Source organism: Allocatelliglobosispora scoriae (assembly GCF_014204945.1).
Taxonomy (GTDB): domain Bacteria; phylum Actinomycetota; class Actinomycetes; order Mycobacteriales; family Micromonosporaceae; genus Allocatelliglobosispora; species Allocatelliglobosispora scoriae.
Genome location: NZ_JACHMN010000002.1, coordinates 2,189,504 through 2,215,102, shown reverse-complemented (window position 1 = coordinate 2,215,102; position 25,599 = coordinate 2,189,504). Strand labels below are relative to the sequence as shown.

Here is a 25,599-nt window from a genome sequence, read left to right as displayed (position 1 = left end):
GTGAAGCACTTCATGATTTCATTGGCGGGTGGCCGACCTGGATGACCGTGCTGACCTGGTGATCGATGCCGATGCGATCAGCGTCCTGCGCAGCGGAAAGACGCTGCTCCGGGACGTCTCGTGGCGGGTAGAACTAGACGAACGGTGGGTGGTACTCGGTCCGAACGGCGCGGGGAAGACCACGCTGCTCAATATCGCGGCCGCACGGACGCACCCGACCTCCGGCACCATGCACGTGCTCGGCGAGCGCCTCGGCCGCACCGACATGCACGAGCTGCGGACCCGGGTGGGCCTGTCCACCGTCGCGCTGCACGACCGGATCCCCGGCGAGGAGTCGGTCCGCGATGTCGTCGTCACCGCGGCCTGGTCGGTGGTCGGGCGCTTCCGCGAGGAGTACGACGTGCACGACCTCGCCCGGGCCGACGCGCTGCTGGAGCAGTTCGGTGTCGCCGGGCTCGCCGAGCGCACCTACGGCACGTTGTCGGAGGGCGAGCGCAAGCGCGTCCAGATCGCCCGCGCGCTGATGACCGACCCCGAGTTGCTGCTGCTCGACGAGCCGGCCGCCGGGCTGGACCTGGGCGGCCGGGAGGACCTGGTGCAGCGGCTCAGCGCGCTCGCCGAGGACCCCGACGCACCGGCCCTCGTGCTCGTCACCCACCACGTGGAGGAGATCCCGCCGGGCTTCAGCCACGCGCTGCTGCTCCGCGACGGCGGCGTGGTCGCGGCCGGGCTGCTCGGCGACACGATCACGAGCGAGCACCTCACCGCGACCTTCGGCCTGCCGCTGCGGGTCACCTACGACAGCGGCCGCTTCGCCGCCCGCGCCGCCTGATCCTGTCTGCGCTGCCTGATCCGGTCCGCGCCGCCGGAGTGGGCCGCGCTGCCTGAGCCGACGTCGCTCCAGGAGAACTCGATCGGGATCTTGGATGCTGGACCGGACGGGACCCCGGCGGTTCCGCTGTCCGGATAGGTTCACCGCGGACGTGAGCACATCGGTGAGAAGGCACAGGAGGTCGGCGAATGCGGCGGTTCGAGCGCGGCGAGACGGTGATCCGGCGGGAGATCATGCGCGGCGAGGTGTGGTTCGCCGCACCGCACATCTGCGTGCAGGACACGGACGACCTGATCGTGACCTACCTGCCCGGCGGGGCCGAGTTCGGTTTCCCGCAGCACGGTTCCTTCCCGGTCGGCCGCCACCCGTGGGAGGGGGCCGGGCACACCCGGTGGTCCGGTCACGGAGCGCTGCACCTGCACTTCCCCGGTGTCGATCACGCGATCTTCATCTTCTGGCACGGTGACCAGCGGGAATGGGCGGGATGGTATTTCAACCTGCAGGACGCGCCCCGGCGTACCGAGCTGGGTTTCGACACCCTCGACCACGAGCTGGACCTGTGGTGGGCCGCGGGCGAGCCGACCTGGGAGTGGAAGGACGTCGACAAGTTCGCCGCGACCGGCCCCGATCGCTACCCGGGCCGGATGGCGGAGATCCAGGCCGAGGGCGACCGCATCGCCGGGCTGCTCGACGCGGGCGAGCGCTGGTGGGACGAGGGCTGGAAGGACTGGCGGCCCGACCCTGCCTGGTCCGTCCCGACCCTCCCCGCCGCCTGGGCCGACATCCCCTGGACCACCCGCTGACCGGTGACGTCGTGCAGCAGAGCGTGGCCTTCTCGCGAAGCGAGGCCACGCTCTGCTGCACAACGTGACGGTCCGATAGGACCAACTCTTGAAGAGTTGCGGCGATCTTGGCGTCGGGCGCCGCGGCGTGGAATGTGACAAGTATGGATGACTGGCGAAGATTGACCGTTCGGCCGGTGTGCGGGTGCCGGGTCGGGAATGAATAGTCACGGGAACGTTCACGCGGACACGGAGGATTCCCTGATGGGGCGTAAACGTTTCCGACTCGGACACGACCATGGCGGTCGCGTCACCGTTCGCACAGTCGCCGACATCGCCGGCGTCTCGATCGCGTCTGCCTCACGCGTCCTCAATGGACTCGGGGGCTCACCGGAGCTCTCCGCTCGCGTCCGTTCGGCGGCCGAGCGGGTGGGCTATGTGCCCAACGCCATCGCCCGATCGCTGCAGGCGCAGCGGACCGGGCTGATCGGCATCGCCGTGCCCGACATCGGCAACCCGATCTTCATCCAGATGGTCCGCCAGGCCGAGCGGGTCATCTCCGACTCCGGCCGCCAGCTGCTGCTGCACGCCACCAAGGGCGACGCCGCCGGTGAGGTGGAGCTGCTGCGCGGGCTCGCCCGCCGATACGTGGACGGGCTCATCCTCTCCACGATCAAGGTGACCGAGGCGCACCACGCGATTCTGTCGCAGGTGGCGGTACCCGTCGTCGTCACCGGGCAGCTGCTCGGCGATGTGCCGGTGGACAACGTGTGGGCGGACAACACCGCCGGTGTGCAGCTCGCGATCGAGCACTTCGTCCAGTCGGGGCGGCGGCGGATCGCCTTCGTCAACGGGCCGCTCGACACGATTCCGGGTTCGGTGCGCGATGTCGCCTACCGCTCGTCGGTCGCGGCGGCCGGGCTCGCGGTCGACGACGACCTCATCGAGAACGGCGACTTCACCTTCGCCGCCGGGCTCGACGGTACGCGTCGGCTGCTCGACCGGGTGCGCCCCGACGCGATCCTCTGCGGCAACGACCTCATCGCCGCCGGGACCCTGCACGCGCTGCTCGCCTCGGGCATCAGGGTGCCGACCGAGGTGGCGATCATCGGGATGGACAACACGGCGCTCGCCGAGCTGACCTTCCCCCGGCTGACCAGCGTCGACCTCGGCGGTGGCGAGCGGGGGCGGATGGCTGCGAGGATGCTGCTGGACCGGTTGGAGACGCCGGACCTGCCGCCCCGGCACGAGTCGATCGTGCCCTTCCTCGCCGTGCGCGACACCACGGTGCCCAACGGAGACCTATGAAGATCGTCGTAGTCGGGAGCACCAACCTCGACCTCGTTGCCACCACCCCGGCGCTGCCCCGCCCCGGCGAGACCGTGCTCGGGCACCGCTTCAGCACCGTGCCGGGCGGCAAGGGCGCCAACCAGGCGATCGCCGCCGCCCGGGCCGGTGCGGATGCGCTCTTCCTCGGCGCGGTCGGCGACGACCCCTTCGCCGACCAGCTCCGGGCCAACCTCGCCGAGGCGGGTGTCGACCTGTCGCTGCTGCGGATCGTGCCCGGCCCCAGCGGGGTCGCGCTGATCGCGGTCGACGACGACGGCGAGAACTCGATCGTCGTCGCGCCCGGCGCCAACGCGCACTTCACCGAGCTGACCGAGGAGGACCGCTCGGCGATCGCGAGCGCCGGAGTGCTCCTGCTCCAGCTGGAGATCCCGCTCGCGACGGTGATCGAGGCCGCGACCGTCGCCCGTGCCGCCGGGGTCCAGGTGCTGCTCAACGCAGCACCGGCCCAGTCGCTCCCGGCCGAACTGCTCGCCGTCACCGACATGCTCATCGTCAACACGCTCGAAGCCGAGATCCTCCTGGGGTACGCGGACAGCAGCTCTCGCCGCAGCCCCAGCGCGAGTGCCCGGGGGATGCTCGCCTACGGCCTGCTGGAGGAGATGCGCCGGCTCGTGCCGAAGGTCGTCCTCACCGCCGGTGCCGACGGTGCCTACTACACCGATCAGAAGGGCGGCTGGCTGCACGTGCCGACGCCCCGGGTGGAGGCGGTCGACACCACGGCCGCCGGTGACGCCTTCGTCGGCGCGCTCGCCGTGGCGCTGAGCATGGGCAAGCAGATCGGCCCGGCGCTGAGCTGGGCCTGCGCCGCCGGTGCCATCTGCGTGACCCGGGCGGGTGCGGGCGGCTCGCTGGCGACGTTTGCGGAGATCGACGGGCTCGCCGCCCACTAGGCTGAGTGCGTGGCACGCAGCGTTTACCTCACCGGCCTGGAGGCAGGCGGCGGCAAGTCGACCATCGCGCTGGGCGTGGCGGAGCTCTTCTCCCGGCGGGTTCGCCGGGTCGGGGTCTTCCGCCCGTTCAGCCGGGGACCCGTCGATCCCATCGTCGAGCTGCTGCGGCAGCGTTATGGCATCGCACCGGAGGCGGCCGGGACGGCACTGCGCTACGCCGAGGCGTGGGAGCTCGTCGCCCGGGGCCGCACCGAGCAGCTCGTGCAGTCCGTGGTCGAGCGGTTCCACGAGATCGAGCGGCACTGCGACGCGGTCGTGGTGATCGGGACCGACTTCGGCGAGGCCGACGGCGGGCGGATGGGCGAGCGGCACGAGACCTCCTTCGCCGACGAGCTCGCCTTCAACCTGCGGCTCGCGGGCGACCTCGGCGCACCGGTGCTGCCGATCGTCGACGGGCAGGGCTCGACCGATCTGGAGTCGGCGATCCGCTCGGCCTACCAGAGCGTGGGGGACCACCCGATCGTCGCGATCATCGCGAACCGGGTCTCGGACGAGCAGCGGGCCTCCGTCCCCGCGTTCGTCGAGTCGACGCCGGTGTACGGCGTACCCCTCGTGCTCTCGGTTTCGGCCCCGACGGTGGGTGAGGTGGCCGCGGCGCTGGGGGCCCGCCCGCTGCTCGGCTCCTCGCCGAAGGCGCTGGACCGCGACGTGCTCAACGCGGTGGTCGGTGCGGCGATGGTGCCCAACTTCCTGGACCACATCTCCGACGGTTGCCTGGTGGTCACGCCGGGGGACCGGGCCGACCTCATCGTCGCGTCGATGGCCGCGCACTCGTCGGGGCTCGCCTCGATCGCCGGTCTCGTGCTGACGCTGGGGATCGAGCCCGATCCGCGCGTCGTCGAGCTGCTGGGCCGCTTCCGGGCGGAGCTGACCGTGCTCTCGGTGGAGACCGACAGCTATGACACGGTGGCCGCGCTGACCGGCCTGGAGGGCCAGCTGACGGCCGACAGCCCGCGCAAGGTCGACGCGGCCCTCAACGCCTTCGAGTCCAACGTGGACGTTCCTGAGCTGACCGCACGCCTCGACGTGACGCGCTCGGACCGGATCACGCCGCTGATGTTCGAATACGAACTGATCGAGCGGGCCCGGGGCGAGCTGCGCCACATCGTGCTGCCGGAGGGGACCGAGGAGCGGGTGCTGCGCGCCGCCGACCAGCTCCTGCGGCGCGGCGTCTGCGAGCTGACCCTGCTCGGCCCGGTCGAGGTGATCGCCGAACGCATCCGTGACCTGGGACTCGACCTCGCCGACGCGAAGCTCGTCGACCCGACCTCGTCGTCGTGGCGGCGCGAGTTCGCGGCGACCTATGCCAAGCTGCGCTCGCACCGGGGCGTCACGCTCGACGCGGCCTTCGACACGGTCGGCGACGTCAACTACTTCGGCACGCTGATGGTCCACAGTGGCCGGGCCGACGCGATGGTCTCCGGCTGCGTGCACCCGACCGCCGACACGATCCGGCCCGCCTTCGAGATCATCAAGACCGCGCCGGGCGTCTCGATCGCCTCCAGCGTCTTCTTCATGTGCCTCGCCGACCGGGTGCTCGTCTACGGCGACTGCGCGATCAACCCGGACCCCGACCCGGAGCAGCTCGCCGACATCGCCATCTCGTCGGCCGAGACGGCGGCCCGCTTCGGCGTGGAGCCGCGGGTCGCGATGCTCTCCTACTCCACCGGCGGGTCCGGGGCCGGAGCCGATGTCGACAAGGTCGCCGCCGCGACGAAGCTGGTCCGGGAGCGGCGGCCTGACCTGCCGGTCGAGGGACCGATCCAGTACGACGCGGCGGTCGACCCCGATGTCGCCGCGACGAAGCTGCCGGGCAGCGTGGTCGCCGGGCACGCGACGGTGCTGATCTTCCCGGATCTCAACACGGGCAACAACACCTACAAGGCGGTGCAGCGGTCGGCGGGGGCGGTCGCGATCGGCCCCGTCATGCAGGGCCTGCGCAAACCCGTCAACGACCTCTCCCGGGGAGCCACCGTGCGCGACATCGTCTCCACCGTCGCGATCACCGCGATCCAGGCGGCCGCGTCGTGACCGCCCGCGTACTCGTCCTCAACTGCGGCTCCTCCTCCGTGAAGTACCGCCTCTTCAGCGGCGAGCGGACGGTCGCGTCGGGGCTGGTGGAGAAGATCGGCGAGGCCGGGTCCGAGGTCACCGACCATGCCGCGGCCCTTCGCCACGTGATGTCCACCCTCGACCTCGGGCAGCTCACGGCAGTCGGTCACCGGGTGGTCCACGGGGGGAAGCGGTTCAGCGAGCCCACGTTGATCGACGACGACGTGATCGCGGCGGTGCGCGCGCTGACCCCGCTGGCACCGCTGCACAATCCGGCCAACCTCGCCGGCATCGAGGTCGCCCGGGAGCTGCTGCCGGGGGTGCCGCAGGTGGCGATCTTCGACACGGCCTTCCACCGGACCCTGCCGGACTTCGCCGCCACCTACGCCATCGATGCGGCGGTCGCCGAGGAGTTCGGCATCCACCGCTACGGGTTTCACGGGACATCGCATGCTTACGTCGCCCGGCGTACCGGCGAGGTGGTGGGGCGACCGGCCGCGGACCTGAACGTGATCACCCTGCATCTCGGCAACGGCGCCTCGGCCTGTGCCGTGACCGGCGGTCGCAGCGTCGCCACCTCGATGGGGCTCTCGCCGCTTCCCGGGCTCGTGATGGGCACCCGCAGCGGCGACATCGACCCCTCGATCGTGTTCCACCTGGTCCGGGTGGCCGGGATGACGCTGGACGAGGTCGACGACCTGCTCAACAAGCGCAGCGGCCTGCTCGGGCTCAGCGGCGCCAACGACATGCGCGAGGTGATCGCCCGATGCGAGGCGGGTGACCCGGCGGCGATGCTCGCCTTCGAGGTCTACTGCCAGCGGATCAAGTCGACCGTGGGCGCCTACTACGCCCAGCTCGGCCGGGTCGACGCGATCACCTTCACCGCCGGGGTGGGGGAGAATTCGGCACCGGTGCGGGCGGCGGCGCTCGCCGGTCTCGGCCGGCTCGGCATCACCGTCGACCCCGCCGCCAACGACGCGGCCGAGCGCGGCGAGCGGATCATCTCGCCGCCGGGAGCCGAGGTCGCGGTCTGCGTGATCCCGACCGAGGAGGAGCTGGAGATCGCCACTCAGTCCCTGGCTTGCCTCGATAGGGGATGATCGAGGTATGCGAACGATCCTCAACATCCTGTGGTTCATCTTCGGCAGCGGTTTCCTGCTCGCCATCGGCTATGGCATCGCCGGGATCATCTGCTGCATCCTGATCGTCACCATCCCGTTCGGGATCGCGTCGTTCCGGATCGCCGCCTACTCGCTGTGGCCGTTCGGGCGGCAGATCGTCCGCAAGCCGAGCTCCGGCGCGGGGTCGACCGTCGGCAACGTGATCTGGGTGATCGTGGCCGGCTGGTGGCTCGCCCTCGGGCACATCGTCACCGGGGTCGCGCAGTGCATCACGATCATCGGCATCCCGTTCGGCATCGCCAACTTCAAGCTGGTGCCGGTCTCGCTCTGGCCGCTGGGCCAGGAGATCGTCGACATCGACTAGGTCTCAGCCGATCGGAGTCGGGCAGACGTTGGTCGTGAGCTTCTTCGCGAGCAGGCCGGAGCGCCTGCTCGCGTTCCACGCCGACATGGACAGGTGCTGACCGGCCGGGATGGTGAACTTGACGCCGCTCTGGCCGCCCCAGTAATAGACGTCGCCGTGGCAGGCGGGGGCGAACCAGCTCACCGTGGAGGTGATGCTCGGCCTCGCCGAGGTCAGCTCCATCCCCGATCCGCCGTCGTGGAACTGCTCGCCGTCGTTGACATAGCGGAAGCTGGCCCAGGAGACGACGATGCGCAGGCCGGGACAGAACGACATCCCCGCCGGTTTGGTGAGATAGAAGCGCACCCGGTTGCCGTTGGCGAGGGAGGCGTTCTCGACCTTCGGCATGATCTTGTTGTAGCAGGTCGGCGAGGCGCCGCCGCCGTCCGGCGCACCCGGCGGCGCAGCACTGGTCGCCGGTGGTGTGGGCGTGGGCGTGGCATCCACGACGAGCGACGCGGTCGGGGTCGGGGTCGGCCCGGCGCTCCACTCGGTGCCCGGCACCGTGGGCGACGGTGGCGCCGAGAAGGCGAAGGCGGCGAGCCCCAGCCCGACCACGACGAAGGTGGCGAGCACGGCGGCGCGGCGAGCGTGGCGGCGGCGGAGGGTCGATCTCGCCGCGGCGACCCCGGGGGCCTGGATCAGCGGGGCGACCGCCGCCCGGGCTTCGTCGAGGGCGGAGCGGATCGGGTCCGGCTCAGACATGATCCACCTCCCGTCGCCTGTCCTGATCTGCAAGGCGTGCCGCGAGCGTAGCTCGGCCGCGGTGCAGCCAGGACTTGACCGTGCCCTCGGCGGCGCCCGTCAGCTCGGCGATCTCCGTGACCGGCAGATCCTCCAGGTAGTGCAGGATGATCGCCTGGCGCTGGCGGGTCGGCAGGTGGGCGAGCAGCCCGACGACGGCGAGGCGGTCGGGCTCCGGGCCGGGGGTCGTCTCCTCGTGCCGCCCGGTCGTGGCGAGCTCCACTCCCCGGCGCAGGCGCCGCCACCGGCTCGTGGCGAGGTTCCAGGCGACCCGGCGGCACCAGGCGGCGGGATCCTCGAAGGTGCTCACCGCGGACCACCGCGACAGCGCCCGCACCATCGCCTCCTGCACGACGTCCTGCGCCTCGGCGAGATCGCCGGTGTGGACGAAGAGCTGGCTGGTGAGTCGATGGAAGGTGGCCGCGTAGAACTCCGCGAAGTCGCGGTTCTCGGCCACCTGGGTCACTCCACTGTCGGTCGGTCGGGAGGGTGATCCTACCTAAGAGCGTCCACCGATCGGCCGCTGGCGGCGTTGCCCGTCACCGTGTGTGCAAAGAGCGCGCACGGCGGCGCCGTGCGCTTGCCGGCCGCCGATCGGCGGATGCGCTACCGGGTGCGACTACTGTGGTTTTCGATGGCGCGCTGCAGCGCCCGGTAGATCTGGCCGAACCGTTGCGCGTCGGTGACCCGCAGCAGCAGTTGCTCGGCGCCGCCGATCGTCGCCCAGATCTCGTGCACCCGGCTGCCCCGGTCGTGACTCTCGTCGATGACGTTCATGCCTTTGTCGACGAGCGGACCGGCGAAGCCGATCAGGACGACGACCACGGCGAGGGGGAGCAGCACCCGCCCGACCGTCGCGCCCTCGCCGATCACCAGGGCGAGCAGGTAGATGAGCCCGATCGCGATCAGCAGGCCGCCCATCGCGAGGGCGATGGCGACGGCGACGCGCCGGAGCGGACGCCGACGGATCGCCTTGTCGCGCTCGCCCTCGGCGTGCCAGACGTAGTCGAGGTCCGGCAGGCGGAAGGCGGCGTCTCCGAGGCGCAGCGTCTCGGAGGTGATCTCCACATGCCTATCGCGATAATAGACGATCATGGCCGGCCTCCATGAGGCCCACGGTAGGGGATCCGCCCATGCGGCGCTAGTCTGACACCTGAACGATGATTAAGTCGATAGGAGACGGAGACGCGATGACTGACCTGGTCAAGCTCACGGTGGATGGTGGCATCGGCACGATCAGGCTGGAGCGGCCGCCGATGAACGCGCTCAACATCGAGATCCAGGAGGGCCTGCGCGCAGCGGCCGCCGAGATCTGCGCCGACGACTCCGTCCGCGCCGTCGTCGTCTTCGGTGGCGAGAAGGTCTTCGCGGCGGGTGCGGACATCAAGGAGATGGCCGGCATGTCCTATGTCGACATGGCTCGCCGGGCCGGTGCGCTGAGCAGCGCGTTCGACGCGATCGCCCGAATTCCGAAGCCCGTGGTCGCGGCGATCACCGGCTATGCGCTCGGCGGCGGCTGCGAGCTCGCCCTCGCCTGCGACTGGCGGGTCGTCGCCGACGACGCCAAGCTCGGCCAGCCGGAGATCAAGCTCGGCGTCATCCCCGGCGCGGGCGGCACCCAGCGGCTCGCCCGCCTGGTCGGCCCGGCGCGGGCGAAGGACATCATCCTGACCGGTCGCATGGTCGACGCGGCCGAGGCGCTGCGGATCGGGCTCGCGGACCGGGTGGTCCCGGCCGCCGATGTCTACGCCACCGCCGTCGAGCTCGTCGCTGGCTTCGTCGACGGTCCGGCCCACGCGATCGCGCTCGCCAAGCAGGCGATCGACGGCGGGCTCGACCGGGACCTCGCGGGCGGGCTCGCCTGGGAGTCCCAGCTCTTCGCAGCGCTCTTCGCCACTGACGACAGGGCCGAGGGCATGGCCGCCTTCGTCGAGAAGCGCCCCGCCAAGTTCACCGGCCGCTGACCGTCAAAGCCGCAACTCTTCAAGAGTTGGTGCTTCAGGCCGCCAGGCCTTAAGACCAACTCTTGAAGAGTTGCGGCTTTTCTGTGGGCTCATCACGGTCGACACAAGGCGAAAGCTCTTCATGTTTTCTGGGGGGCGCGGTAATGTCCCATCAACACTGTGGGCGATATGGGAGTGACGCATGAGTCAGAAGATCGAAGGTCACGGAGGCGCCTTGGCGCTGGCCGCGCTGCGAGCGGCCGGTGTCGAGGAGCTGTTCACCCTCTCCGGAGGCCATATCTTCCCGCTCTATGACGCGGCGCACGAGGCCGGATTCCCGCTCTACGACGTGCGGCACGAGCAGACCGCGGTCTTCGCCGCCGAGGCCGTCGCCAAGCTCCAGCGCCGACCGGGCGTCGCCGCCCTCACCGCCGGACCCGGCGTCACCAACGGCATCTCCGGCCTGACCAGCGCGTTCTTCAACGCCGCGCCCGTGCTCGTCCTCGGCGGCCGGGCGCCGCAGTTCCGCTGGGGCTCCGGCAGCCTGCAGGAGATCGACCACCTGCCGATCGTGCGGTCCATCACCAAGCACGCCGCCACCGTCACCGCCACTGACGAGATCCCGCAGGTCATCCGTGCCGCGCTGGCCGCGTCGCTCGCCACCCACCGGGGCCCGTCCTTCGTGGACCTGCCGCTGGAGGTCATCTTCGGCTTCGGCGAGGCGGAGATCATCGCCCCCGACGTTCCGGTCCTCACACCAGACCCCGACCAGGTCGCGCGGGTGGCCGCGCTCATCGCCGGCGCCCAGCACCCGGTCATCATCGCCGGATCGGATGTGTACGCGGGCGGCGCCGTCACCGAACTCCGTGCTGCCGCCGAGGCGCTGACCTGCCCCGTCTTCACCAACGGCATGGGCCGGGGCGCCCTGCCGCCGACCCATCCGCTCGCCTTCAGCAAATCGCGGCGGATCGCCCTCAACGGTGCCGATGTCGTCGTCGTCATCGGCACCCCGCTCGACTTCCGCCTCGGCTTCGGCGACTTCGGCTCCGCCAAGGTCGTGCACCTCGTCGACGCGCCGAGCCAGCTCGCCGCCCACGTGGAGGATGCGGTCGGCTGCGCCGGTGACCTGCGGCTCATCCTGACCGGGCTCGCCGAGCACGCGGGAGATCGAGTCGACCACACCGACTGGGTGGCCACCCTGCGCGATGCCGAGAACGCTGCGGCCGTGAAGCACGCTGCCGAGATGACCGTCGAGTCCGACCTGATCAAGCCGGCCCGGGTCTACGGCGAGCTGCGCAAGGTGCTCGCACCCGACGCGGTGACGATCGGCGACGGCGGCGACTTCGTCTCCTACGCCGGGCGCTATCTGGAGCCGGCGCAGCCCGGCACGTGGCTGGACCCGGGCCCCTACGGCTGCCTCGGCACCGGCATGGGCTACGCGATGGGGGCCAGGGTGACCTATCCCGACCGGCAGATCTGCGTACTCATGGGCGACGGCGCGGCCGGTTTCTCGCTGATGGATGTCGAGTCACTGGTACGCCAGCAGCTGCCCGTCGTCATCGTCGTCGGCAACAACGGCATCTGGGGTCTGGAGAAGCACCCGATGCAGGCGATGTACGGCTACGACGTCGCCGCCGACCTCCAGCCCGAACTGCGCTACGACGATGTCGTGATCGCGATGGGCGGTGCCGGCGAGACGGTACGCCAGGCCGACCAGCTCGGCGGCGCCCTGAAGCGGGCGTTCGACTCCGGCGTTCCCTACCTGGTCAACGTGGTGACGGACCCGGCTGACGCGTACCCCCGCTCCGCCAACCTCGCCTGACCCCGGTCACGTTGTGCAGCAAAGCGTGGCTTCGCGGAACGAAATAGCCACGCTTTGCTGCACAACGTGACGCTGAGCGTGGGGCTTGTCGGCCTGGGACGGCGGCGGGGCGGGAATGGGTTAGGTGGGGCGGGGCAGAATGGGCGGGTGGAGATCTCGCTGCTGGGGCCGTTGCAGGTCCGACTCGATGACGGCAGCGTCGTGGACGTCGGCGGGGCGCGGCTGCGGGCACTGCTGATCCGGCTCGCCCTCGACGCGGGACGGGTCGTCACGCAGTCGGCCCTCGTCGACGCCGTGTGGGCGGACGATCCACCGGCCAACGCGGTCAACGCGTTGCAGGCGCTGGTGTCGCGGTTGCGGCGGGGTGGCGTACCCATCGAGGGGTTGTCGGCCGGCTATCGACTCGCCGTGCCGGCCGACGCGGTCGATGCCCACCGCTTCGAGCGGCTGATCGCCGCAGGCGACCTGGACCGGGCGCTCGCGCTGTGGCGCGGCCCGGCGCTCGCGGATGTCGCGGAGGCCGAGTTCGCCCGGGCGCCCGTCGCGCGCCTGACGGAGCTGCACCTCGGCGCGGTGGAGGACCGGCTCGACGAGCGGATCACCGCCGGTCGGGTGGACGTGGCGGAGATCGACGAACTCGTCGTCGCGCAGCCGCTGCGGGAGCGGCCCGTGCACCTGCTGATGCGGGCGCTCGCCGGGCAGGGGCGGCACGCGGAGGCACTCGCCGCGTTCGACCGCTACCGCGAGCTCGTCGCCGATCAGCTCGGCGGCGATCCGTCGCCGGGCCTCGCCGAGCTGCACCTGGCGATCCTGCGGCAGGAGCTCGCCCCGGCACCCGGACCGGTCCGCACCAACCTCCGTGCGACCCGCACCAGCTTCCTCGGCCGCGAGGACGACCTGCTCAAGGTGGGGGAGCTGATCGGCGGAGCGCGCCTCACCACGCTGATCGGCCCGGGAGGCTCGGGCAAGACGCGGCTCGCGATCGAATCGGCGGGGGCGGCGCTGGACCTGTTCCCGGACGGGGTCTGGATGGTCGAGCTGGCACCCGTGACCGAGGGCGCGGAGCTGGCCCAGGCAGTGCTCGGCGTGATGGGCGCCCGCGAGCAGAAGCTGCGTTCCGATCCGCTCCTCAACGAGCTGCGCGAACCGATGGACCGCCTCGTCGCGACGCTGCGGCACAAGCGCGTGCTGCTCGTGCTCGACAACTGCGAGCACCTCATCGCGGCGGTGGCGGTCCTCGCCGACCAGCTCCTCGGCGACTGCCCGGAGCTGCGCATCCTCGCCACCAGCCGGGAGCCGCTCGGCATCGACGGCGAGATGCTGTGGCCGGTGGAGCCGCTGCACCTCGCCGAGGCGGTCCGCCTGCTGGCGGAGCGGGCCCGCGCGGTGCTGCCGGGATTCGTCGTGGATGACGCGAACCGGCCGCAGGTGGTGGCGATCTGCCGGGCCCTCGACGGCATGCCGCTCGCGATCGAACTCGCCGCCGCCCGGCTGCGGACGATGACCCCGGCGCAGCTCGCGGCCCGCATCGACGACCGGTTCCGGCTGCTGCGCGGCGGCGTGCGGACGGCGCTGCCGAGGCACCAGACCCTGCGCGCCGTCATCGACTGGAGCTGGGACCTGCTCAGCGTGGACGAGCGCGCGGTCTGGCAGCGGCTCGCGCTCTTCGCCGGCGGCGCCACGGCCGAGGCGGCCGAGGCGGTCTGCGGGCGCGATGTCCTGGACCTGCTCACGGCGCTCGCGGACAAGAGCCTGTGCCGCTCGGAGGGCGACCGCTACCTGATGCTGGAGACGATCCGGGAGTACGGCCTGGAGCGCCTCGCCGAGGCACCTGACGACGCGGAGCGGCTGGCCCGGCTGGCCTGGGCGACGTACTTCGTGGAGCTGGCCGAGCGGGCCGAGCCGATGCTCCGCTCGCCGCAGCAGCTGGACTGGCTCGCCGTCTTCGAGACCGAGCACGACAACATGCACGCGGTGCTGCGCTGGGCGATCGCGCATGAGGAGACCGTCATCGCGATGCGGCTCATCGCCAACATCGGCTGGTACTGGTGGCTGCGCGGCTATCGCGGCGAGGCCGCCGAGCTGGTGCGGTCGGTGCTGGCGCTGCCGGGTGAGGTGGACCCGAGGCTGCGGGCGCAGACCGCGCTCTACGGCTCGGTCGCCTCCGTCGACGCATTCGGCGACTTCGATCAGGCGAAGCTGTGGCTGACCGAGGCATCGGAGCTGATCCGCGGCGTCACGGTGGTGCACCCGATGCTGCGCCTGATCACGCCGATGCGGGCGCTGATGACCGCCGGTGTGGAGGGTATGCCGGAGGCGCTGGCGGAGTTCGAGCCGTTCTTCGACGACGAGGACCGCTGGGTCGCCTCGGTGACCAGGGCGTTTCACGGGCACGCGATGCTCAACCTCGGCCTGGACGCGGCGGGTGCCGTGATCGACTTCGAGATCGCCCTCGCCGGGTTCCGGGAGCTCGGCGACCGCTGGGGGATGGGCCTGGTCCTGGACGCGCTGGCGACCCTCGACGCCCAACGCGGCGACGCGGCCGGTGCGGCCCGGCACGCCCGGGAGGCGATCGCGCTGATCGAGCCGCTCGGCACCAAGGAGGACCAGGTGCAGCTGCGGCTGCGGCTGGCCTGGGCCCGCTGGCAGGAGGGCGCATACGACCAGGCGGCGGCGGAGATCGAGACCGCGTCCCGGGTCGCCGATCGGCTCGGCATGCCGGTGGCGACATCGAGTGTCGAGCACGCGAAGGCGACGCTCTGCCGGCTCCAGGGCGACCTCGCGGCGTCGAAGCGGCACCTGGAGCGCGCGGCCGAGCTGGTGCACGGGGTGACGGCGGCGCCGCAGTATTTCGCGATGCTCGCCGATGGACTCGCCATGGTCGCCGGTGCGGCGGGTGAGTTCGGCGAATCGCGGCGCCACCACGAGCGGGCACTGGAGCTGGCGATCGAGTCCGGCGACGCACCGATCGTGGGGCTGGTCCTGATCGGTTACGCCGACCTCGCCGTGCGCTGCGGCGATCCCGAGCAGGCGGCGGTGATGCTGGGCGCGTCCACCGGGGTCATGGGCATGATCGACCTCTCCAGCATGGACTGGGCCAGGATCGAGGCGCAGGCCAGGGCCGCGATCGGCGACGACCGTTACGCGGCGGCGTTCGAGCGCGGATCGGCTTGCACGATGAAGACCGCCGAGGAGCTCGCCAACGGCCCGACCGTCGACCGGCCGGGCCGTGACATCGGCCGCTAGATCCGGCGATCGTCAGGCGGCGGGCCGGCTGCGGCGGCGCTGAACCGCCATGCCGGCGAGGAATCCGATGGTGATCAGCCCGGTCGCAATGCCGAGCGGAGCGAGCGTGTTGGCCGCGAAGCTCTCCTGCCGGGGCATGGTGATCGCGTCGGGGCAGGCTCTCCCGGTGTCGCAGTGCACTGCGGGCGGGACGCGCTCGTTGTGCTGGATGACGTCGACACCTGCGCCGATGACGACCAGCAGGGCGACGACCCCGCACCACCGCAATAACGTGCTTGCCATTTCTCTCCCCGTCAGAATCTTCAGATCTCGTGTGGTTTCCGTCGCCAGAACGACGGAACCACACGAGATCTGGCGTTGCTCACGCCGGCAGCGGGTCCGGCTCTCCTTCGGCGGGTACGCCGACGGTCGGCCGCCGTACGACCAGGACTGCGATCATGGCCCATGGGATCCACACGGCCTCCAGCAGCACCCGGACGAGTGCGGGCGACACCGGAATGTAGGGGATCATGACGAGCCCTCGGTCGACGGCGCCCAGCAGCGCGAAGAGTGCGATGAGCAGCGTCAAGGAGCCGAGGGCTCGCGTACCCCGATGGCGGAGCCCCAGCGCGACCCCGACGAAGCCGGCGCCGACGAGCGCGAGGCCGACGGCGTTGAGCGGCGAACCCATCTCCTGCGCGCCCACGACGCCGAGGCCGAGGCCGACGGCCGTGACCGCGAGGCCGGCCGTGGCGAGCAGGGAGCCGCGCAGGCGGCGCAGCACCAGGCCGATCAGGAGCAGCACCAGCACGATCGCCTCGCCGAGCGCCCACTTGACCTCGATGCGCTGCAGCCCGCTCGCCCCGAACCAGTCGCAGTCGACCGGGATGCGCTGCTCGCTGATGGAGTAGTTGGCGCAGGTGTACATCTTCAGCGTCCCGGCGGGCTCGCCGATCCAGCGCGTCGTGCCGATCCCGGCGAGGTCGTCGTCGCCGCAGACCGGTAGCGCCTCGGGGTAGGAGCCGGATGTCGAGGTCGGGTTGCGCCAGCAGTTGTGGACGCCCTGCCCGTCCCACCAGAAGTCCAGGCCGTTGGGGGCGGCCCTGCCCTCGGGCGTCACACCCATCGAGTTGCCGTAGTAGCGGTTGTGGTGCGACGTGTCGAATTGCTGGGCGAAGCCGGTGTCGTTGCGCACGAAGCCCGGCACCCAGCTTGTGATGAAGCCCGCGTAATTGTTGCCGTAGACGTAATTGTCGCGCCAGATGTTGTAATTGCCGCCCGGGTTGATCACGCCGCCGCCGACCGGTACGCCGACCGTGTTGCAGACCACGCCGCTCTCGTATCCGCGCTGCTCGAACGGCTTCTTACAGGTCCCGTCGCGGGTGTATCCGTAGTAGTCGACGTTGTTGTCGGCGATGATGTTGTGCTCGAACTTCGAGTGGTTCTGCGGCATGCCCGGGTGATCGGGGAATGCGCTGTCGGTGGAGATTCCCGTCGAGTTCTCCTCGAACCGGTTGTCGTGCACCCAGACCGAATCGCCTGCCGTACCGGAGTAGCCGAGCGCGTTGTGGTGGCTGTAGCAGTTGCGGATCTCGATGGCGTAACGCGGGACGACATAGCCGCGCTGCTTGTTGATGTCGGAGGCGGCGCCGGGGTAGACCCCGCTGTCGCCGTTGCCGTAGCCCTCGCAGTCGGTGTAGAGGCCGTGGTCGGTGGCGAAGGTGAGGAAGCCGTACTCGTCGTTCCACCGGCCGACCGACTTGTCGATGACGAAACCGTCGGTCTCGATGATGTAGATCGCGTTGAACTGGCTCTTCTGCGCCGTCAGATTGCGGAAATAGACACCGTCGGCGCGGTCGGCCCGGATCGTGTTCAGCTTCTTGAACTGCGCGTCGAAGACGACGTCCTTCGGGTCGGCCCCGGTGCCCTCGATCTGGACGCCCTTCTTGCCCATGATCGCGACGAGGTTCTGCAGGTGCGGGCAACGTTCCTGGTCGGCGTACTCGAGGATGGCGTACCCGTACATGACCGACTTGCGCCCGGCGAACCTCTCGTCGGCGCAGTCGGCGGTGGGCGCAACCAGGCTGGGCTCTTCCAGGTAGAGGCCGGGCAGGACCTTGACGATCGTGCCGGGGAGCGTGATCGCGTCGACCGCGGCCTGGAGGTGCCGGAACCCGCCGGCCTGGCACGCGGTCCACAGGGCGAGGTTCGCCGCCTTGAGCTCGGCGGGGAAGGCGGCGATCCGGCTCTCGAAGTCGGCGCGGTCCGCCTTGCAGACGAGCAGGGTGGGTCCCTCGGTCCGATAGGTCGGCACGCTGCCGGTGCCGTCGAGCGTACGGGTGGTGCGCTCGTCGTGCGCCGATGCGGCGGCCGGGGTCAGGCCCACCATCAGCGCGGCGCTCAGGGCCGCGAGGCCGAGCGCCGATGTGATCCTCGTCATGCCCATGGCCGCGGAGCCTAGAGAATTCTTCGCGTTTACGCCAGACATTCACCCCTGTGCGCGCGCCACCGCGTGCCGCCGGGCCGTGACTGCCGCGCCTCGGTCACGTTTTGCAGCAAAGCGTGGCCATTTCGCTTCGCGAAGCCACGCTTTGCTGCAAAACGTGACCAGGGTGAGCGCGAGCTTGTAGCGCGGCACGGCGTGGCGCGGCGCGGCGCGGCGTTAGAGGAGAACCAGGCCCAGGGTGGCGAGCAGAGCGATGGCGAGTCCGGCCAAGGTGACCGTGCGGGCGATCTCCGGCGGGTCACCGGCCGTCGAGGCGTTCAACGCTCGGATCCGGCGCTGGCTGAGAATGAGAAAGCCCAGCCAGACCAGCATGCCCAGGGTGAGCGCACCGGCCTCGGTCGGGCTGATCCCGCCGTGCACGGCCGCGACCACCATGACGATCGCGACCACCGAGGTCACCAGCATCGTCCGGCGCCACGCGAGCCGGGTCCGCTCCACCGCCGCGCCGGTGGTCACGACCTGCCGGTCTGGATCAGCACGGAGAGGAAGAGCAGCAGCACGCCGACCCCGACCATGAGCGCGAGGACCGCCGGGAAGCGCGACGCGGGCAGCGGACGCCCCTCGCGCATCGCGATCTCGCAGCGGATCCAGTGGTCCACCGCCCGCAGTGCGCACGCCCCACCGAGGAAGAGCAGGCCGACGGCGAGCACTTCGCGCAGGTGGGGGATGGCGAGCGGCGGCACGAACTGGGCGATCGCGAGTCCGCCCGCGACGAGCGACAGGCCGGTCCGGATCCAGGCGAGGAAGGTCCGCTCGTTGGCGAGGGAGAATCGATAGTCGGGAGTGGTCCCGGTTTCGCGTATCTCGCGGGGATCAAACCATTTGCGGAGCGCTGCCAGCACCTGCCTAGTATCCCTTGGTGACCACACTGACAGACCCAAATGCCCTGCTAGCACTCTATGACGAGCAGTTGCGCCCCGACTTTCCCGACCCCGCTCCGGCCGGGACGGTCGTCGAGCGCGACGGTCCGCTGGTGCGGGTCACGGGCATCGGCCGGGGCGGGTTCGTCACCTATCGCGACCTGCGCGGGCTCGACGGCGCCGGGATCGACGAGCTGATCGCCCGGCAGGTCCGGATCTTCACTGAGCGCCGCGAGTCCGTCGAGTGGAAATACCACTCCCACGACCTGCCCGCCGACCTCCCGGCCCGCCTGCTCGCCGCGGGTTTCGTGCCCGAGGAGGAGGAGACCGTCGTGATCGGCCCGGTCGCCCCGCTCGCGGCCGCGCCGCTTCGCGACATCCCGGGGGTACGCCTGCGTGAGGTCACCAGCCGCGCCGACCTGGACCGCATCGCCGGAATGGAGGAGGCGGTCTGGGGCGACGGCTCCCGCGGGTGGCTCGCCGACGCCCTGGAGCGCGAACTCGCCGCCGACCCGACGGCGCTGACCGTCGTCGTCGCCGAGGCCGATGACGTGGTCGTCTCGGCCGGCTGGATCCGATATGTCCCCGGCACCGGCTTCGCCGGCCTGTGGGGCGGGTCGACGCTGGCGGAGTGGCGGGGCAAGGGGATCTACAAGGCGGTGGCGGAGTGGCGGGCCCGGCTCGCCGCCGAGCGCGGCTACTCCTACCTCCAGGTCGACGCGTCGCCCGACAGCCGGCCGATCCTGCAACGTCTCGGACTGATCCCGGTCACCACGACGACGCCGTACATCTTCGATGGGACTTCGATCATCGAGTAGTTGTCCACAGCCGGTCCTGCGCGCTGCCGATCGTCGCTAACGTCCGTCGCATGCGGACACAGGCAGACGAGCTCGACAGGCTCGCGCAGAGCACGCTGGAGGTCGCCGAGCAGATCGGCGCAGCCTGGCGGCCCGAGATGGGCATGCTGACCCCGGCCTCCGGCGCCTATCCGGCGGTGCCGGGCGTCGACGCCCTGCGCCGGGCGCAGGAAAACGTGATCGATGCGGCGGACATCGCCGTCCGGCGGCTGCTCGCCGTCGTGGAGGGTGACGCGGAGCGGGTCTGGCGCGTCGCCTTCGCCTACGCGGAGGCCGACCGGCGCGCCGGACAGCTGCTGCAGCGGGCTCGGGGGCGGGAGATATGACCCGCGAGCTGATCGTGGCCGACGTGTGGCGGCTGGAGCACGACTGGTCCGAGCTCGGCCGGGCCGGCACGCTGTGGCAGACGATCCTCCGCCGCGCCGACGAGCGCCTGCGCTCCTGGGACGCGCAGGCCAGGGCGACCGTGCCGGGCTCCTGGAGCGGCTCGGCGGCCTCGGCCTACGCGGCTCACCGCAAGCGGGTCGCCGCCGATCTCGCCGCCGCGCAGCAGCTCGCCGATCACGTCGGTGCCGCTGTGCGGGCCACCGCCGAGTCGATGCGGGCCGCCGACACCGAGCTCGCCGGCCAGCTGCGCAAACTCTGCGTCACCGTCGCCCTCGACGAGCGGCGGGAGCCGGGCCGGGTGGTCTTCCTCCCCGCCGACGCGGCGCAGGCCGCGCTGGTCCGAGCCGCCGTCGCGGCGGCCGGGCGCACCCGCAAGGAGCTGAGCGAGCGCCTCACCGGCCATGCCGAGACCGTCCGCCGCACGCTGCCGCGCTGGCAGCAGATCGGCGACGCGTGGCGGGGGGTGGCCGAGGGCGGCGATCCGTTCCTGCTGCCCGGGGAGAGCTCGCAGACGCTCGTGCTGCGCGACGGTCACCGGGTGGTGATCGCCACCGGCGCGGGCAACGACGACGTCCGAGTCTTCATCGACGAGGCGGGTCAACGGGTGGTCGACGTCAACGGGGGCCGGTGGCTCCTCGCCGCCGATGCCGAGGTGACCATCCGCACGGGCGACGGCGACGATTCCGTCGTCGTCGCCCCTGGCAGTGCTGTCCGGCTGACCGTCCTCGGCGGCGACGGGCGCGACCTGCTCGTCGGCGGCGACGGCACCGAGCGGCTGCTCGGCCTCGGCGGCGACGACCGGATCCTCGCCGGTGGCGGCGCCGACGTGGTCAGCGGCGGCGCGGGCAACGACTATGTGGACGCGGGCGCCGCCGACGACATCGTCGACGGCGGCTGGGGCGACGACACGCTCTACGGGCTCGCGGGCGGTGATCATCTCGCCGGTGGCGACGGCCGGGACTTCGTGGAGGGCGGCACCGGTCGCGACGCCGTCGACGGCGGTGCGGGCAACGACATCGTCTCCGGCGGCACCGATGACGACCGGATCACCGGGCGGGGCGGCGCCGACGTGCTCTACTCCGGTGCGGGGAGCGACACCGTGGACGGCGGTGCCGGTCGCGACATCGCCCACCTGACCTCGGCCGGTCCGGTCACGGGTGTGGAGCAGCAGGTCACGGTCGAGCTGCGCAACGTCGGCACCGAGGTGCGGGTCGAGGGCTCGCCGGAGTTCGTCGAGCGGGTGCAGGCCGACCTCGACCTCCTGCGCACCTCTCCGGTCGGGCAGCAGATGCTCGCGGGACTCGACGCGGGGGTCGCCAACGGGCCGGTCGACCACCTCACCATCATCGAGTTCGCCACCGACAACGGCAGGGCGACGAGCGACGGCGTCGTGGCCTACAACCCCGCCTTCAACACGCTGCTCGGCGGCACCCCGCCGGTCGGGGTGCTCTATCACGAGCTGGCCCACCAGTGGGACTTCACCCACGGCACGGCAGATCTGGGCACTTACCACAACCCGGCCGATCCCGACCGGTTCGTGGGGCCTGACGGGCAGTGGCACGAGACGACCAACCTGGAGCGGGTCGCCGTCGGCCTGCCGATCGACGACGACAACGACCCGCGGACTCCGATGCGGCTCGACCCCGACCACCCGTTCGACCTGACGGAAAACGGTCTGCGCGCCGAGATGGGCCTGAACCAGCGCCGGAAGTACGCGGTATGAGACGCCTGTCGTGGCTGGTCGCGGTGCTGCTGGCGGGGTGCGGGGCTCCCCGGCCCGCTCCGGCGGACCCCCGCCCTCTCGTGGAGCTGAGGGCGGGGACCCGGTCGGAGACCGGTCGAGTGTGGGTGACCTATCGCCTGCGCAACGACGACACCCGCCCCGTCGTGTTTCACGAGCAGCGCGAGCCCTATGTCGTGACCGGACCCGGCGACGCGGTGGAGATCTTCGTGGGCCGGGTCCCGCTCCCGCCGGACGGCCACCCCACCGTGCCCGAGCCGCCGACGTCGATGCGGGTGCTGGCTCCCGGCGCGGTGGTCGAGGTCACCGTCGCAGTGGCGGATCCGCCGGTGGATCGGCCGCCGATGTTCGAGCGACCCCGATCGTCGCCCGCGGCGGGCTGGAGCTTCTGCCTGGGCGTGACCTATCTCGTGGGTGCTGCGCCGACGGCCACCGGCTCGCTGGTGGCGGCCGTCGACTTCGCCGACGAGGACTATCTCTGCGTGCCGCTGACCCTGGCGTCCGGGTCGTCAGCTGCTCCATAGCGAGCGGACCGTGTCGCGGACGCACTCCTCGCGGAGCCGACCGCACGAGCACTGGTGCTCGTCGGGCTCGGCCAGTGGGTGATGTTGCCCGTCCGGGGCCGCTGCGGCATCGTCATCGGTGCCGGTGGGCGCATCGGTCGGCAGGGCGGATGTCAACTGAGCGGACATTTCATGCCACCTCCTGCATATTGGACTCTACTGCCCGTCAGGAATGACGTCGTGAGTTGTGTCACAACACATCGGGTGAATCACCTATGTTACCGGCTGGTAATCTAGGTGGCCTGGGTAACTCAAGGCTCAGGCTCTGGGCATACGGGCACATCCCATTGGGTAAGAACACATGAACGAGCGTTTAGCTTCCGTCCTCGCGGCGGTAGGCTCGCCAGCGGTTGCACCATCCACAGGAGGGTCGTCGAAGCACGATGAAGATCGTCGTACTCGTCAAGCAGGTGCCGGACTCCGGCGCGGAGCGCAACCTGCGCAATGACGACAACACCGTCGACCGCGGGTCGGCAAATAACGTGATCAACGAGATGGACGAGTACGCCATCGAGGAGGCACTGCGGATCCAGGAAGCGCATGGCGGCGAGGTCACCCTCCTGACCATGGGTCCCGAACGCGCCACCGAATCGATTCGCAAGGCTCTGTCCATGGGACCGGACAACGCCGTCCACGTCAGCGATGAGGCGCTGCGCGGATCGTGTGCCGTCGCCACCTCGGCCGTGATCGCCGCCGCGCTCCGCACGCTGGAGCCCGACCTGGTGATCTGCGGTGCGGAGTCGACCGACGCGCGCGGCCAGGTGCTGCCGCACATGCTCGCCGAGCGCCTCGGCGTCGCGGCGCTGACCGGTGCGCGCAAGCTGACCATCGAGGGTTCGCAGCTCACCATCGAGCGGCAGACCGAGGAGGGCTACGAGGTCGTCACGGCCGCCACGCCCGCCGTGGTCAGCGTCTGGGACACGATCAACGACCCGCGCTACCCCTCCTTCAAGGGGATCATGGCGGCGAAGAAGAAGCCGGTCTCCACGCTCGCGCTCGCGGACCTGTCGATCGACGCCTCGACCGTGGGCGTCGCCGGTGCCACCAGCGCCGTCGTCGACCACAGCAAGCGCCCGCCGCGCTCCGGCGGCGTGAAGGTGACCGACTCCGGGGACGGCGGCACTCAGCTCGTCGCGTTCCTCGCCACCGAGAAGTTCGTGTGAGGTAACCATGTCTGACGTTCTTGTGGTGGTCGAGTCCGCCAACGGCGTGCTCAAGAAGGTGACGCTGGAACTGCTCACCCTCGCTCGCGACCTGGGCACCCCGGTCGCCGTCGTGCTCGGTGCCCCCGGCACCGCCGCGCCGCTGACCGAGAAGCTCGCCGAATACGGCGCGGCGAAGGTGCTCGTCGCCGAGCACGAAGACCTGGCCGGCTTCCTCGTCGCGCCCAAGGCCGCCGTGCTCGCCGACATCGTCCGCGCGACGTCGCCCGCCGCCGTGCTGCTCGGCAGCACCCAGGAGGGCAAGGAGATCGCGGGTCGCCTCGCGGTCAAGCTCGACAACGGCATCCTCACCGATGTCGTCGAGCTCTCCGCCGACGGCGTGGGGACCCAGGTCGCCTTCGCCGGTTCGACGATCGTGCACTCGAAGGTGACCCGGGGCATCCCGCTGGTGACCCTGCGGGGCAACTCGCTCACGCCGAGCCCGGCCCCGGCCGCAGGCGCGGTCGAGACCGTCGAGGTGACGGTGCCCGCCGAGGCGAAGCTCGCCACGGTCGTGCAGCGGGTCGCCGAGACGAAGGGTGCCCGGCCGGAGCTCTCCGAGGCCTCGATCGTCGTCTCCGGCGGTCGCGGTGTCGGCTCCGCGGAGAATTTTAAGGTCGTCGAGGAGCTCGCCGACCTGCTCGGTGCGGCCGTCGGTGCCTCGCGGGCCGCCGTCGACTCGGGCTTCTACCCGCACTCGTTCCAGGTCGGCCAGACCGGTAAGACGGTCTCGCCGCAGCTCTACATCGCGCTCGGCATCTCCGGTGCCATCCAGCACCGGGCCGGTATGCAGACCAGCAAGACGATCGTCGCCGTCAACAAGGACACGGAGGCGCCGATCTTCGAGCTCGCCGACTTCGGCGTCGTCGGCGACCTTTTCGCGGTGGCGCCGCAGGCAGCCGAGGAGATCCGCAAGCGCAAATAACCTCGCGCGTGTGTCACAGGGCCGTCCGGAGTGCCGGGCGGCCCTGCGCGATCTCCAGCACCCGTTACGCTGGATTGCGATGGCCTACTTGGATCACGCCGCGACAACGCCCATGCTTCCCGAGGCGTTGGATGCGTACGTCGAAGCAGCTCGACACACCGGCAACGCCTCCTCGCTGCACGGTCCGGGCCGCTGTGCCCGGCGCATGGTCGAGGAGGCGAGGGAGCGGGTCGCGGCACACCTCGGTGCCCGCCCGTCCGAAGTGATCTTCACTGGTGGTGGCACGGAGAGTGACAACCTCGCCGTGAAGGGCATCTTCTGGGCCCGGCGCGCCGAGTCCGGCGCCCACCAGCGAGTCGTGGCGAGCTCGATCGAGCACCACGCCGTCCTCGACGCCATCTGCTGGCTGGAGAAGCACGAGGGCGCCTCGGTGACCTGGCTCCCCGTGACGCCGACCGGCCGGATCGCGCCTGAGGCGCTCGCCGAGGCGATCGAGGAGCATGGTGACGAGATCGCCGTGATCACCGCCATGTGGGCCAACAACGAGGTCGGCACGGTCCAGCCCATCGCCGAGCTGGCCCGGGTCGCCGCGCACGCGGGCATCCCGATGCACACCGACGCGATCCAGGCGGTCGGCCAGATCCCCGTCGACTTCGCCGCCAGCGGTGTCGCAGCGCTCACCGTCACCGGGCACAAGCTCGGTGGCCCCACCGGTGTCGGTGCCCTGCTGCTCGGCCGCGACATCGCCTGCACCCCGCTGCAGCACGGCGGCGGCCAGGAGCGCGACGTGCGCTCCGGCACCCTCGACGTGGCCGGTGTCGTCGCATTCTCCGTCGCCGTCGAGTCCGCCGTGAAGGCGCAGGCCGAGCACGCCACCCGACTCGCCGGGCTCCGCGACGAGCTGATCGCCCGGGTGCGGGCCGCCGTACCGGAGGCGATCCTCAACGGTGACGCCGTCGACCGCCTGCCCGGCAACGCGCACTTCGCCTTCCCCGGCTGCGAGGGCGACGCCCTGCTGATGCTCCTGGACGCGCAGGGCATCGCCTGCTCGACGGGTTCGGCCTGCTCAGCGGGTGTGGCGCAGCCCTCCCACGTCCTTCTGGCGATGGGCGACGACCCCGCGCTGGCCCGCTCGTCCCTGCGCTTCACCCTCGGCCACACCTCCACCGCCGAGGAGATAGACGCCCTCCTGGCCGCGCTCCCGCCCGCGGTGGAACGGGCCCGCCGGGCCAACGCTCTCCGCCACCGCTGACCCACCCCATAATTCGCGTTGATCAAGGGAAGACTCGCCGCATATCGGACACCTGAGATGGTGAGTCTTCCCTTGATCAACG

General features: G+C 70.9%; 25 protein-coding genes. 17 read left to right on the top strand and 8 right to left on the bottom strand.

From position 1 onward, the window contains the following. Window positions 1-28 precede the first annotated feature (28 nt). From F4553_RS15580 to F4553_RS15550, 7 genes are all read left to right on the top strand, one after another. The gene (locus tag F4553_RS15580) at window positions 29-832 is read left to right on the top strand and encodes an ABC transporter ATP-binding protein (RefSeq protein WP_184836656.1); all 804 of its coding nucleotides are present in this window, start codon (window positions 29-31) and stop codon (window positions 830-832) included. Window positions 833-1,020: 188 nt separating this feature from the next. After that, on the top strand, window positions 1,021-1,635 hold the full coding sequence (locus F4553_RS15575) for a ribonuclease FAU-1 family protein (protein ID WP_184836654.1): 615 nt from the start codon (window positions 1,021-1,023) through the stop codon (window positions 1,633-1,635). A gap of 243 nt (window positions 1,636-1,878) precedes the next feature. Further along, window positions 1,879-2,922, top strand: a complete 1,044-nt coding sequence (locus tag F4553_RS15570; protein ID WP_184836652.1) for a LacI family DNA-binding transcriptional regulator — start codon at window positions 1,879-1,881, stop codon at window positions 2,920-2,922. Then, a complete protein-coding gene (locus F4553_RS15565) occupies window positions 2,919-3,854 on the top strand; it encodes a ribokinase (protein ID WP_184836650.1) in 936 nt (311 codons plus the stop codon). Before F4553_RS15570 ends, F4553_RS15565 begins: the two co-directional genes overlap by 4 nt. A 9-nt stretch (window positions 3,855-3,863) precedes the next feature. Next, window positions 3,864-5,945 (top strand): phosphate acetyltransferase, encoded by a 2,082-nt coding sequence (gene pta / locus F4553_RS15560; protein ID WP_184836647.1) that lies wholly within the window; start codon window positions 3,864-3,866, stop codon window positions 5,943-5,945. Next, entirely contained in the window at window positions 5,942-7,066 is a 1,125-nt protein-coding gene (locus tag F4553_RS15555) for an acetate/propionate family kinase (protein ID WP_184836645.1), read from the top strand. The genes pta and F4553_RS15555 overlap by 4 nt, the downstream gene beginning before the upstream one ends. 7 nt (window positions 7,067-7,073) lie before the next feature. Next, a complete protein-coding gene (locus tag F4553_RS15550; RefSeq protein WP_184836643.1) occupies window positions 7,074-7,451 on the top strand; it encodes a YccF domain-containing protein in 378 nt (125 codons plus the stop codon). 3 nt (window positions 7,452-7,454) lie between these two features. Here the strand turns inward: F4553_RS15550 and F4553_RS15545 are convergent, their stop codons facing one another. The 3 genes from F4553_RS15545 to F4553_RS15535 form a co-directional block, all read right to left on the bottom strand. Next, entirely contained in the window at window positions 7,455-8,195 is a 741-nt protein-coding gene (locus tag F4553_RS15545) for a hypothetical protein (protein WP_184836641.1), read from the bottom strand. Beyond that, window positions 8,188-8,691, bottom strand: a complete 504-nt coding sequence (locus tag F4553_RS15540) for a SigE family RNA polymerase sigma factor (RefSeq protein ID WP_312875222.1) — start codon at window positions 8,689-8,691, stop codon at window positions 8,188-8,190. Before F4553_RS15540 ends, F4553_RS15545 begins: the two co-directional genes overlap by 8 nt. Before the next feature lie 149 nt (window positions 8,692-8,840). After that, window positions 8,841-9,329, bottom strand: coding sequence for a DUF6232 family protein (locus F4553_RS15535; protein WP_184836637.1), 489 nt, complete (start codon window positions 9,327-9,329; stop codon window positions 8,841-8,843). A 95-nt stretch (window positions 9,330-9,424) separates the two neighbouring features. Here F4553_RS15535 and F4553_RS15530 point away from each other — a divergent pair, with 95 nt between their 5' ends. The 3 genes from F4553_RS15530 (at window position 9,425) to F4553_RS15520 (ending at window position 15,245) form a co-directional block, all read left to right on the top strand. Continuing rightward, complete coding sequence (locus F4553_RS15530; RefSeq protein ID WP_184836635.1) at window positions 9,425-10,198, top strand: enoyl-CoA hydratase/isomerase family protein; 774 nt, start codon at window positions 9,425-9,427, stop codon at window positions 10,196-10,198. Window positions 10,199-10,379: 181 nt separating this feature from the next. Continuing rightward, window positions 10,380-11,999 (top strand): acetolactate synthase, encoded by a 1,620-nt coding sequence (locus F4553_RS15525; RefSeq protein WP_184836633.1) that lies wholly within the window; start codon window positions 10,380-10,382, stop codon window positions 11,997-11,999. A 147-nt stretch (window positions 12,000-12,146) separates the two neighbouring features. Next, a complete protein-coding gene (locus F4553_RS15520; protein WP_184836631.1) occupies window positions 12,147-15,245 on the top strand; it encodes an AfsR/SARP family transcriptional regulator in 3,099 nt (1,032 codons plus the stop codon). A 12-nt stretch (window positions 15,246-15,257) separates the two neighbouring features. Here the strand turns inward: F4553_RS15520 and F4553_RS15515 are convergent, their stop codons facing one another. The 4 genes from F4553_RS15515 to F4553_RS15500 all read right to left on the bottom strand — a co-directional run bounded on the left by F4553_RS15515 (window position 15,258) and on the right by F4553_RS15500 (window position 18,572). Further along, window positions 15,258-15,527 (bottom strand): hypothetical protein, encoded by a 270-nt coding sequence (locus F4553_RS15515; protein ID WP_184836629.1) that lies wholly within the window; start codon window positions 15,525-15,527, stop codon window positions 15,258-15,260. Window positions 15,528-15,606: 79 nt separating this feature from the next. Next, on the bottom strand, window positions 15,607-17,670 hold the full coding sequence (locus F4553_RS15510; protein ID WP_221469905.1) for a right-handed parallel beta-helix repeat-containing protein: 2,064 nt from the start codon (window positions 17,668-17,670) through the stop codon (window positions 15,607-15,609). Window positions 17,671-17,886: 216 nt separating this feature from the next. Then, complete coding sequence (locus tag F4553_RS15505; RefSeq protein WP_184836627.1) at window positions 17,887-18,186, bottom strand: DUF202 domain-containing protein; 300 nt, start codon at window positions 18,184-18,186, stop codon at window positions 17,887-17,889. After that, window positions 18,183-18,572 (bottom strand): YidH family protein, encoded by a 390-nt coding sequence (locus tag F4553_RS15500; RefSeq protein WP_184836625.1) that lies wholly within the window; start codon window positions 18,570-18,572, stop codon window positions 18,183-18,185. The genes F4553_RS15505 and F4553_RS15500 overlap by 4 nt, the downstream gene beginning before the upstream one ends. Window positions 18,573-18,598: 26 nt before the next feature. On the opposite strand from F4553_RS15500, the gene F4553_RS15495 reads away from it, so the two are divergent. Genes F4553_RS15495 through F4553_RS15480 form a run of 4 tightly spaced genes read left to right on the top strand, consistent with a single transcriptional unit; the run spans window position 18,599 to window position 22,099 of the window. Then, entirely contained in the window at window positions 18,599-19,408 is an 810-nt protein-coding gene (locus tag F4553_RS15495) for a GNAT family N-acetyltransferase (protein WP_184840780.1), read from the top strand. Between the two features lie 50 nt (window positions 19,409-19,458). Further along, on the top strand, window positions 19,459-19,773 hold the full coding sequence (locus F4553_RS15490; protein ID WP_184836623.1) for a hypothetical protein: 315 nt from the start codon (window positions 19,459-19,461) through the stop codon (window positions 19,771-19,773). Beyond that, window positions 19,770-21,557 (top strand): M91 family zinc metallopeptidase, encoded by a 1,788-nt coding sequence (locus F4553_RS15485; protein ID WP_184836621.1) that lies wholly within the window; start codon window positions 19,770-19,772, stop codon window positions 21,555-21,557. Before F4553_RS15490 ends, F4553_RS15485 begins: the two co-directional genes overlap by 4 nt. After that, on the top strand, window positions 21,554-22,099 hold the full coding sequence (locus tag F4553_RS15480) for a hypothetical protein (RefSeq protein ID WP_184836619.1): 546 nt from the start codon (window positions 21,554-21,556) through the stop codon (window positions 22,097-22,099). The genes F4553_RS15485 and F4553_RS15480 overlap by 4 nt, the downstream gene beginning before the upstream one ends. Here the strand turns inward: F4553_RS15480 and F4553_RS15475 are convergent. Next, a complete protein-coding gene (locus F4553_RS15475) occupies window positions 22,085-22,267 on the bottom strand; it encodes a hypothetical protein (RefSeq protein ID WP_184836618.1) in 183 nt (60 codons plus the stop codon). The genes F4553_RS15480 and F4553_RS15475 overlap by 15 nt on opposite strands. A 254-nt stretch (window positions 22,268-22,521) precedes the next feature. On the opposite strand from F4553_RS15475, the gene F4553_RS15470 reads away from it, so the two are divergent. The 3 genes from F4553_RS15470 to F4553_RS15460 all read left to right on the top strand — a co-directional run bounded on the left by F4553_RS15470 (window position 22,522) and on the right by F4553_RS15460 (window position 25,517). Then, window positions 22,522-23,301 (top strand): electron transfer flavoprotein subunit beta/FixA family protein, encoded by a 780-nt coding sequence (locus F4553_RS15470; RefSeq protein WP_184836616.1) that lies wholly within the window; start codon window positions 22,522-22,524, stop codon window positions 23,299-23,301. Window positions 23,302-23,308: 7 nt separating this feature from the next. Further along, entirely contained in the window at window positions 23,309-24,265 is a 957-nt protein-coding gene (locus F4553_RS15465; RefSeq protein ID WP_184836614.1) for an electron transfer flavoprotein subunit alpha/FixB family protein, read from the top strand. A 79-nt stretch (window positions 24,266-24,344) separates the two neighbouring features. Beyond that, complete coding sequence (locus F4553_RS15460; RefSeq protein WP_184836612.1) at window positions 24,345-25,517, top strand: cysteine desulfurase family protein; 1,173 nt, start codon at window positions 24,345-24,347, stop codon at window positions 25,515-25,517. Window positions 25,518-25,599: the final 82 nt, after the last annotated feature.

Coding starts and splice junctions, on each gene's coding strand:
- F4553_RS15575 (WP_184836654.1), top strand. CDS start 1,021: ATGCGGCGGTTCGAGCGCGGCGAGACGGTGATCCGGCGGGAGATCATG.
- F4553_RS15570 (WP_184836652.1), top strand. CDS start 1,879: ATGGGGCGTAAACGTTTCCGACTCGGACACGACCATGGCGGTCGCGTC.
- F4553_RS15565 (WP_184836650.1), top strand. CDS start 2,919: ATGAAGATCGTCGTAGTCGGGAGCACCAACCTCGACCTCGTTGCCACC.
- F4553_RS15550 (WP_184836643.1), top strand. CDS start 7,074: ATGCGAACGATCCTCAACATCCTGTGGTTCATCTTCGGCAGCGGTTTC.
- F4553_RS15545 (WP_184836641.1), bottom strand. CDS start 8,195: ATGTCTGAGCCGGACCCGATCCGCTCCGCCCTCGACGAAGCCCGGGCG.
- F4553_RS15535 (WP_184836637.1), bottom strand. CDS start 9,329: ATGATCGTCTATTATCGCGATAGGCATGTGGAGATCACCTCCGAGACG.
- F4553_RS15530 (WP_184836635.1), top strand. CDS start 9,425: ATGACTGACCTGGTCAAGCTCACGGTGGATGGTGGCATCGGCACGATC.
- F4553_RS15525 (WP_184836633.1), top strand. CDS start 10,380: ATGAGTCAGAAGATCGAAGGTCACGGAGGCGCCTTGGCGCTGGCCGCG.
- F4553_RS15515 (WP_184836629.1), bottom strand. CDS start 15,527: ATGGCAAGCACGTTATTGCGGTGGTGCGGGGTCGTCGCCCTGCTGGTC.
- F4553_RS15510 (WP_221469905.1), bottom strand. CDS start 17,670: ATGGGCATGACGAGGATCACATCGGCGCTCGGCCTCGCGGCCCTGAGC.
- F4553_RS15490 (WP_184836623.1), top strand. CDS start 19,459: ATGCGGACACAGGCAGACGAGCTCGACAGGCTCGCGCAGAGCACGCTG.
- F4553_RS15485 (WP_184836621.1), top strand. CDS start 19,770: ATGACCCGCGAGCTGATCGTGGCCGACGTGTGGCGGCTGGAGCACGAC.
- F4553_RS15480 (WP_184836619.1), top strand. CDS start 21,554: ATGAGACGCCTGTCGTGGCTGGTCGCGGTGCTGCTGGCGGGGTGCGGG.
- F4553_RS15475 (WP_184836618.1), bottom strand. CDS start 22,267: ATGTCCGCTCAGTTGACATCCGCCCTGCCGACCGATGCGCCCACCGGC.
- F4553_RS15470 (WP_184836616.1), top strand. CDS start 22,522: ATGAAGATCGTCGTACTCGTCAAGCAGGTGCCGGACTCCGGCGCGGAG.
- F4553_RS15465 (WP_184836614.1), top strand. CDS start 23,309: ATGTCTGACGTTCTTGTGGTGGTCGAGTCCGCCAACGGCGTGCTCAAG.
- F4553_RS15460 (WP_184836612.1), top strand. CDS start 24,345: ATGGCCTACTTGGATCACGCCGCGACAACGCCCATGCTTCCCGAGGCG.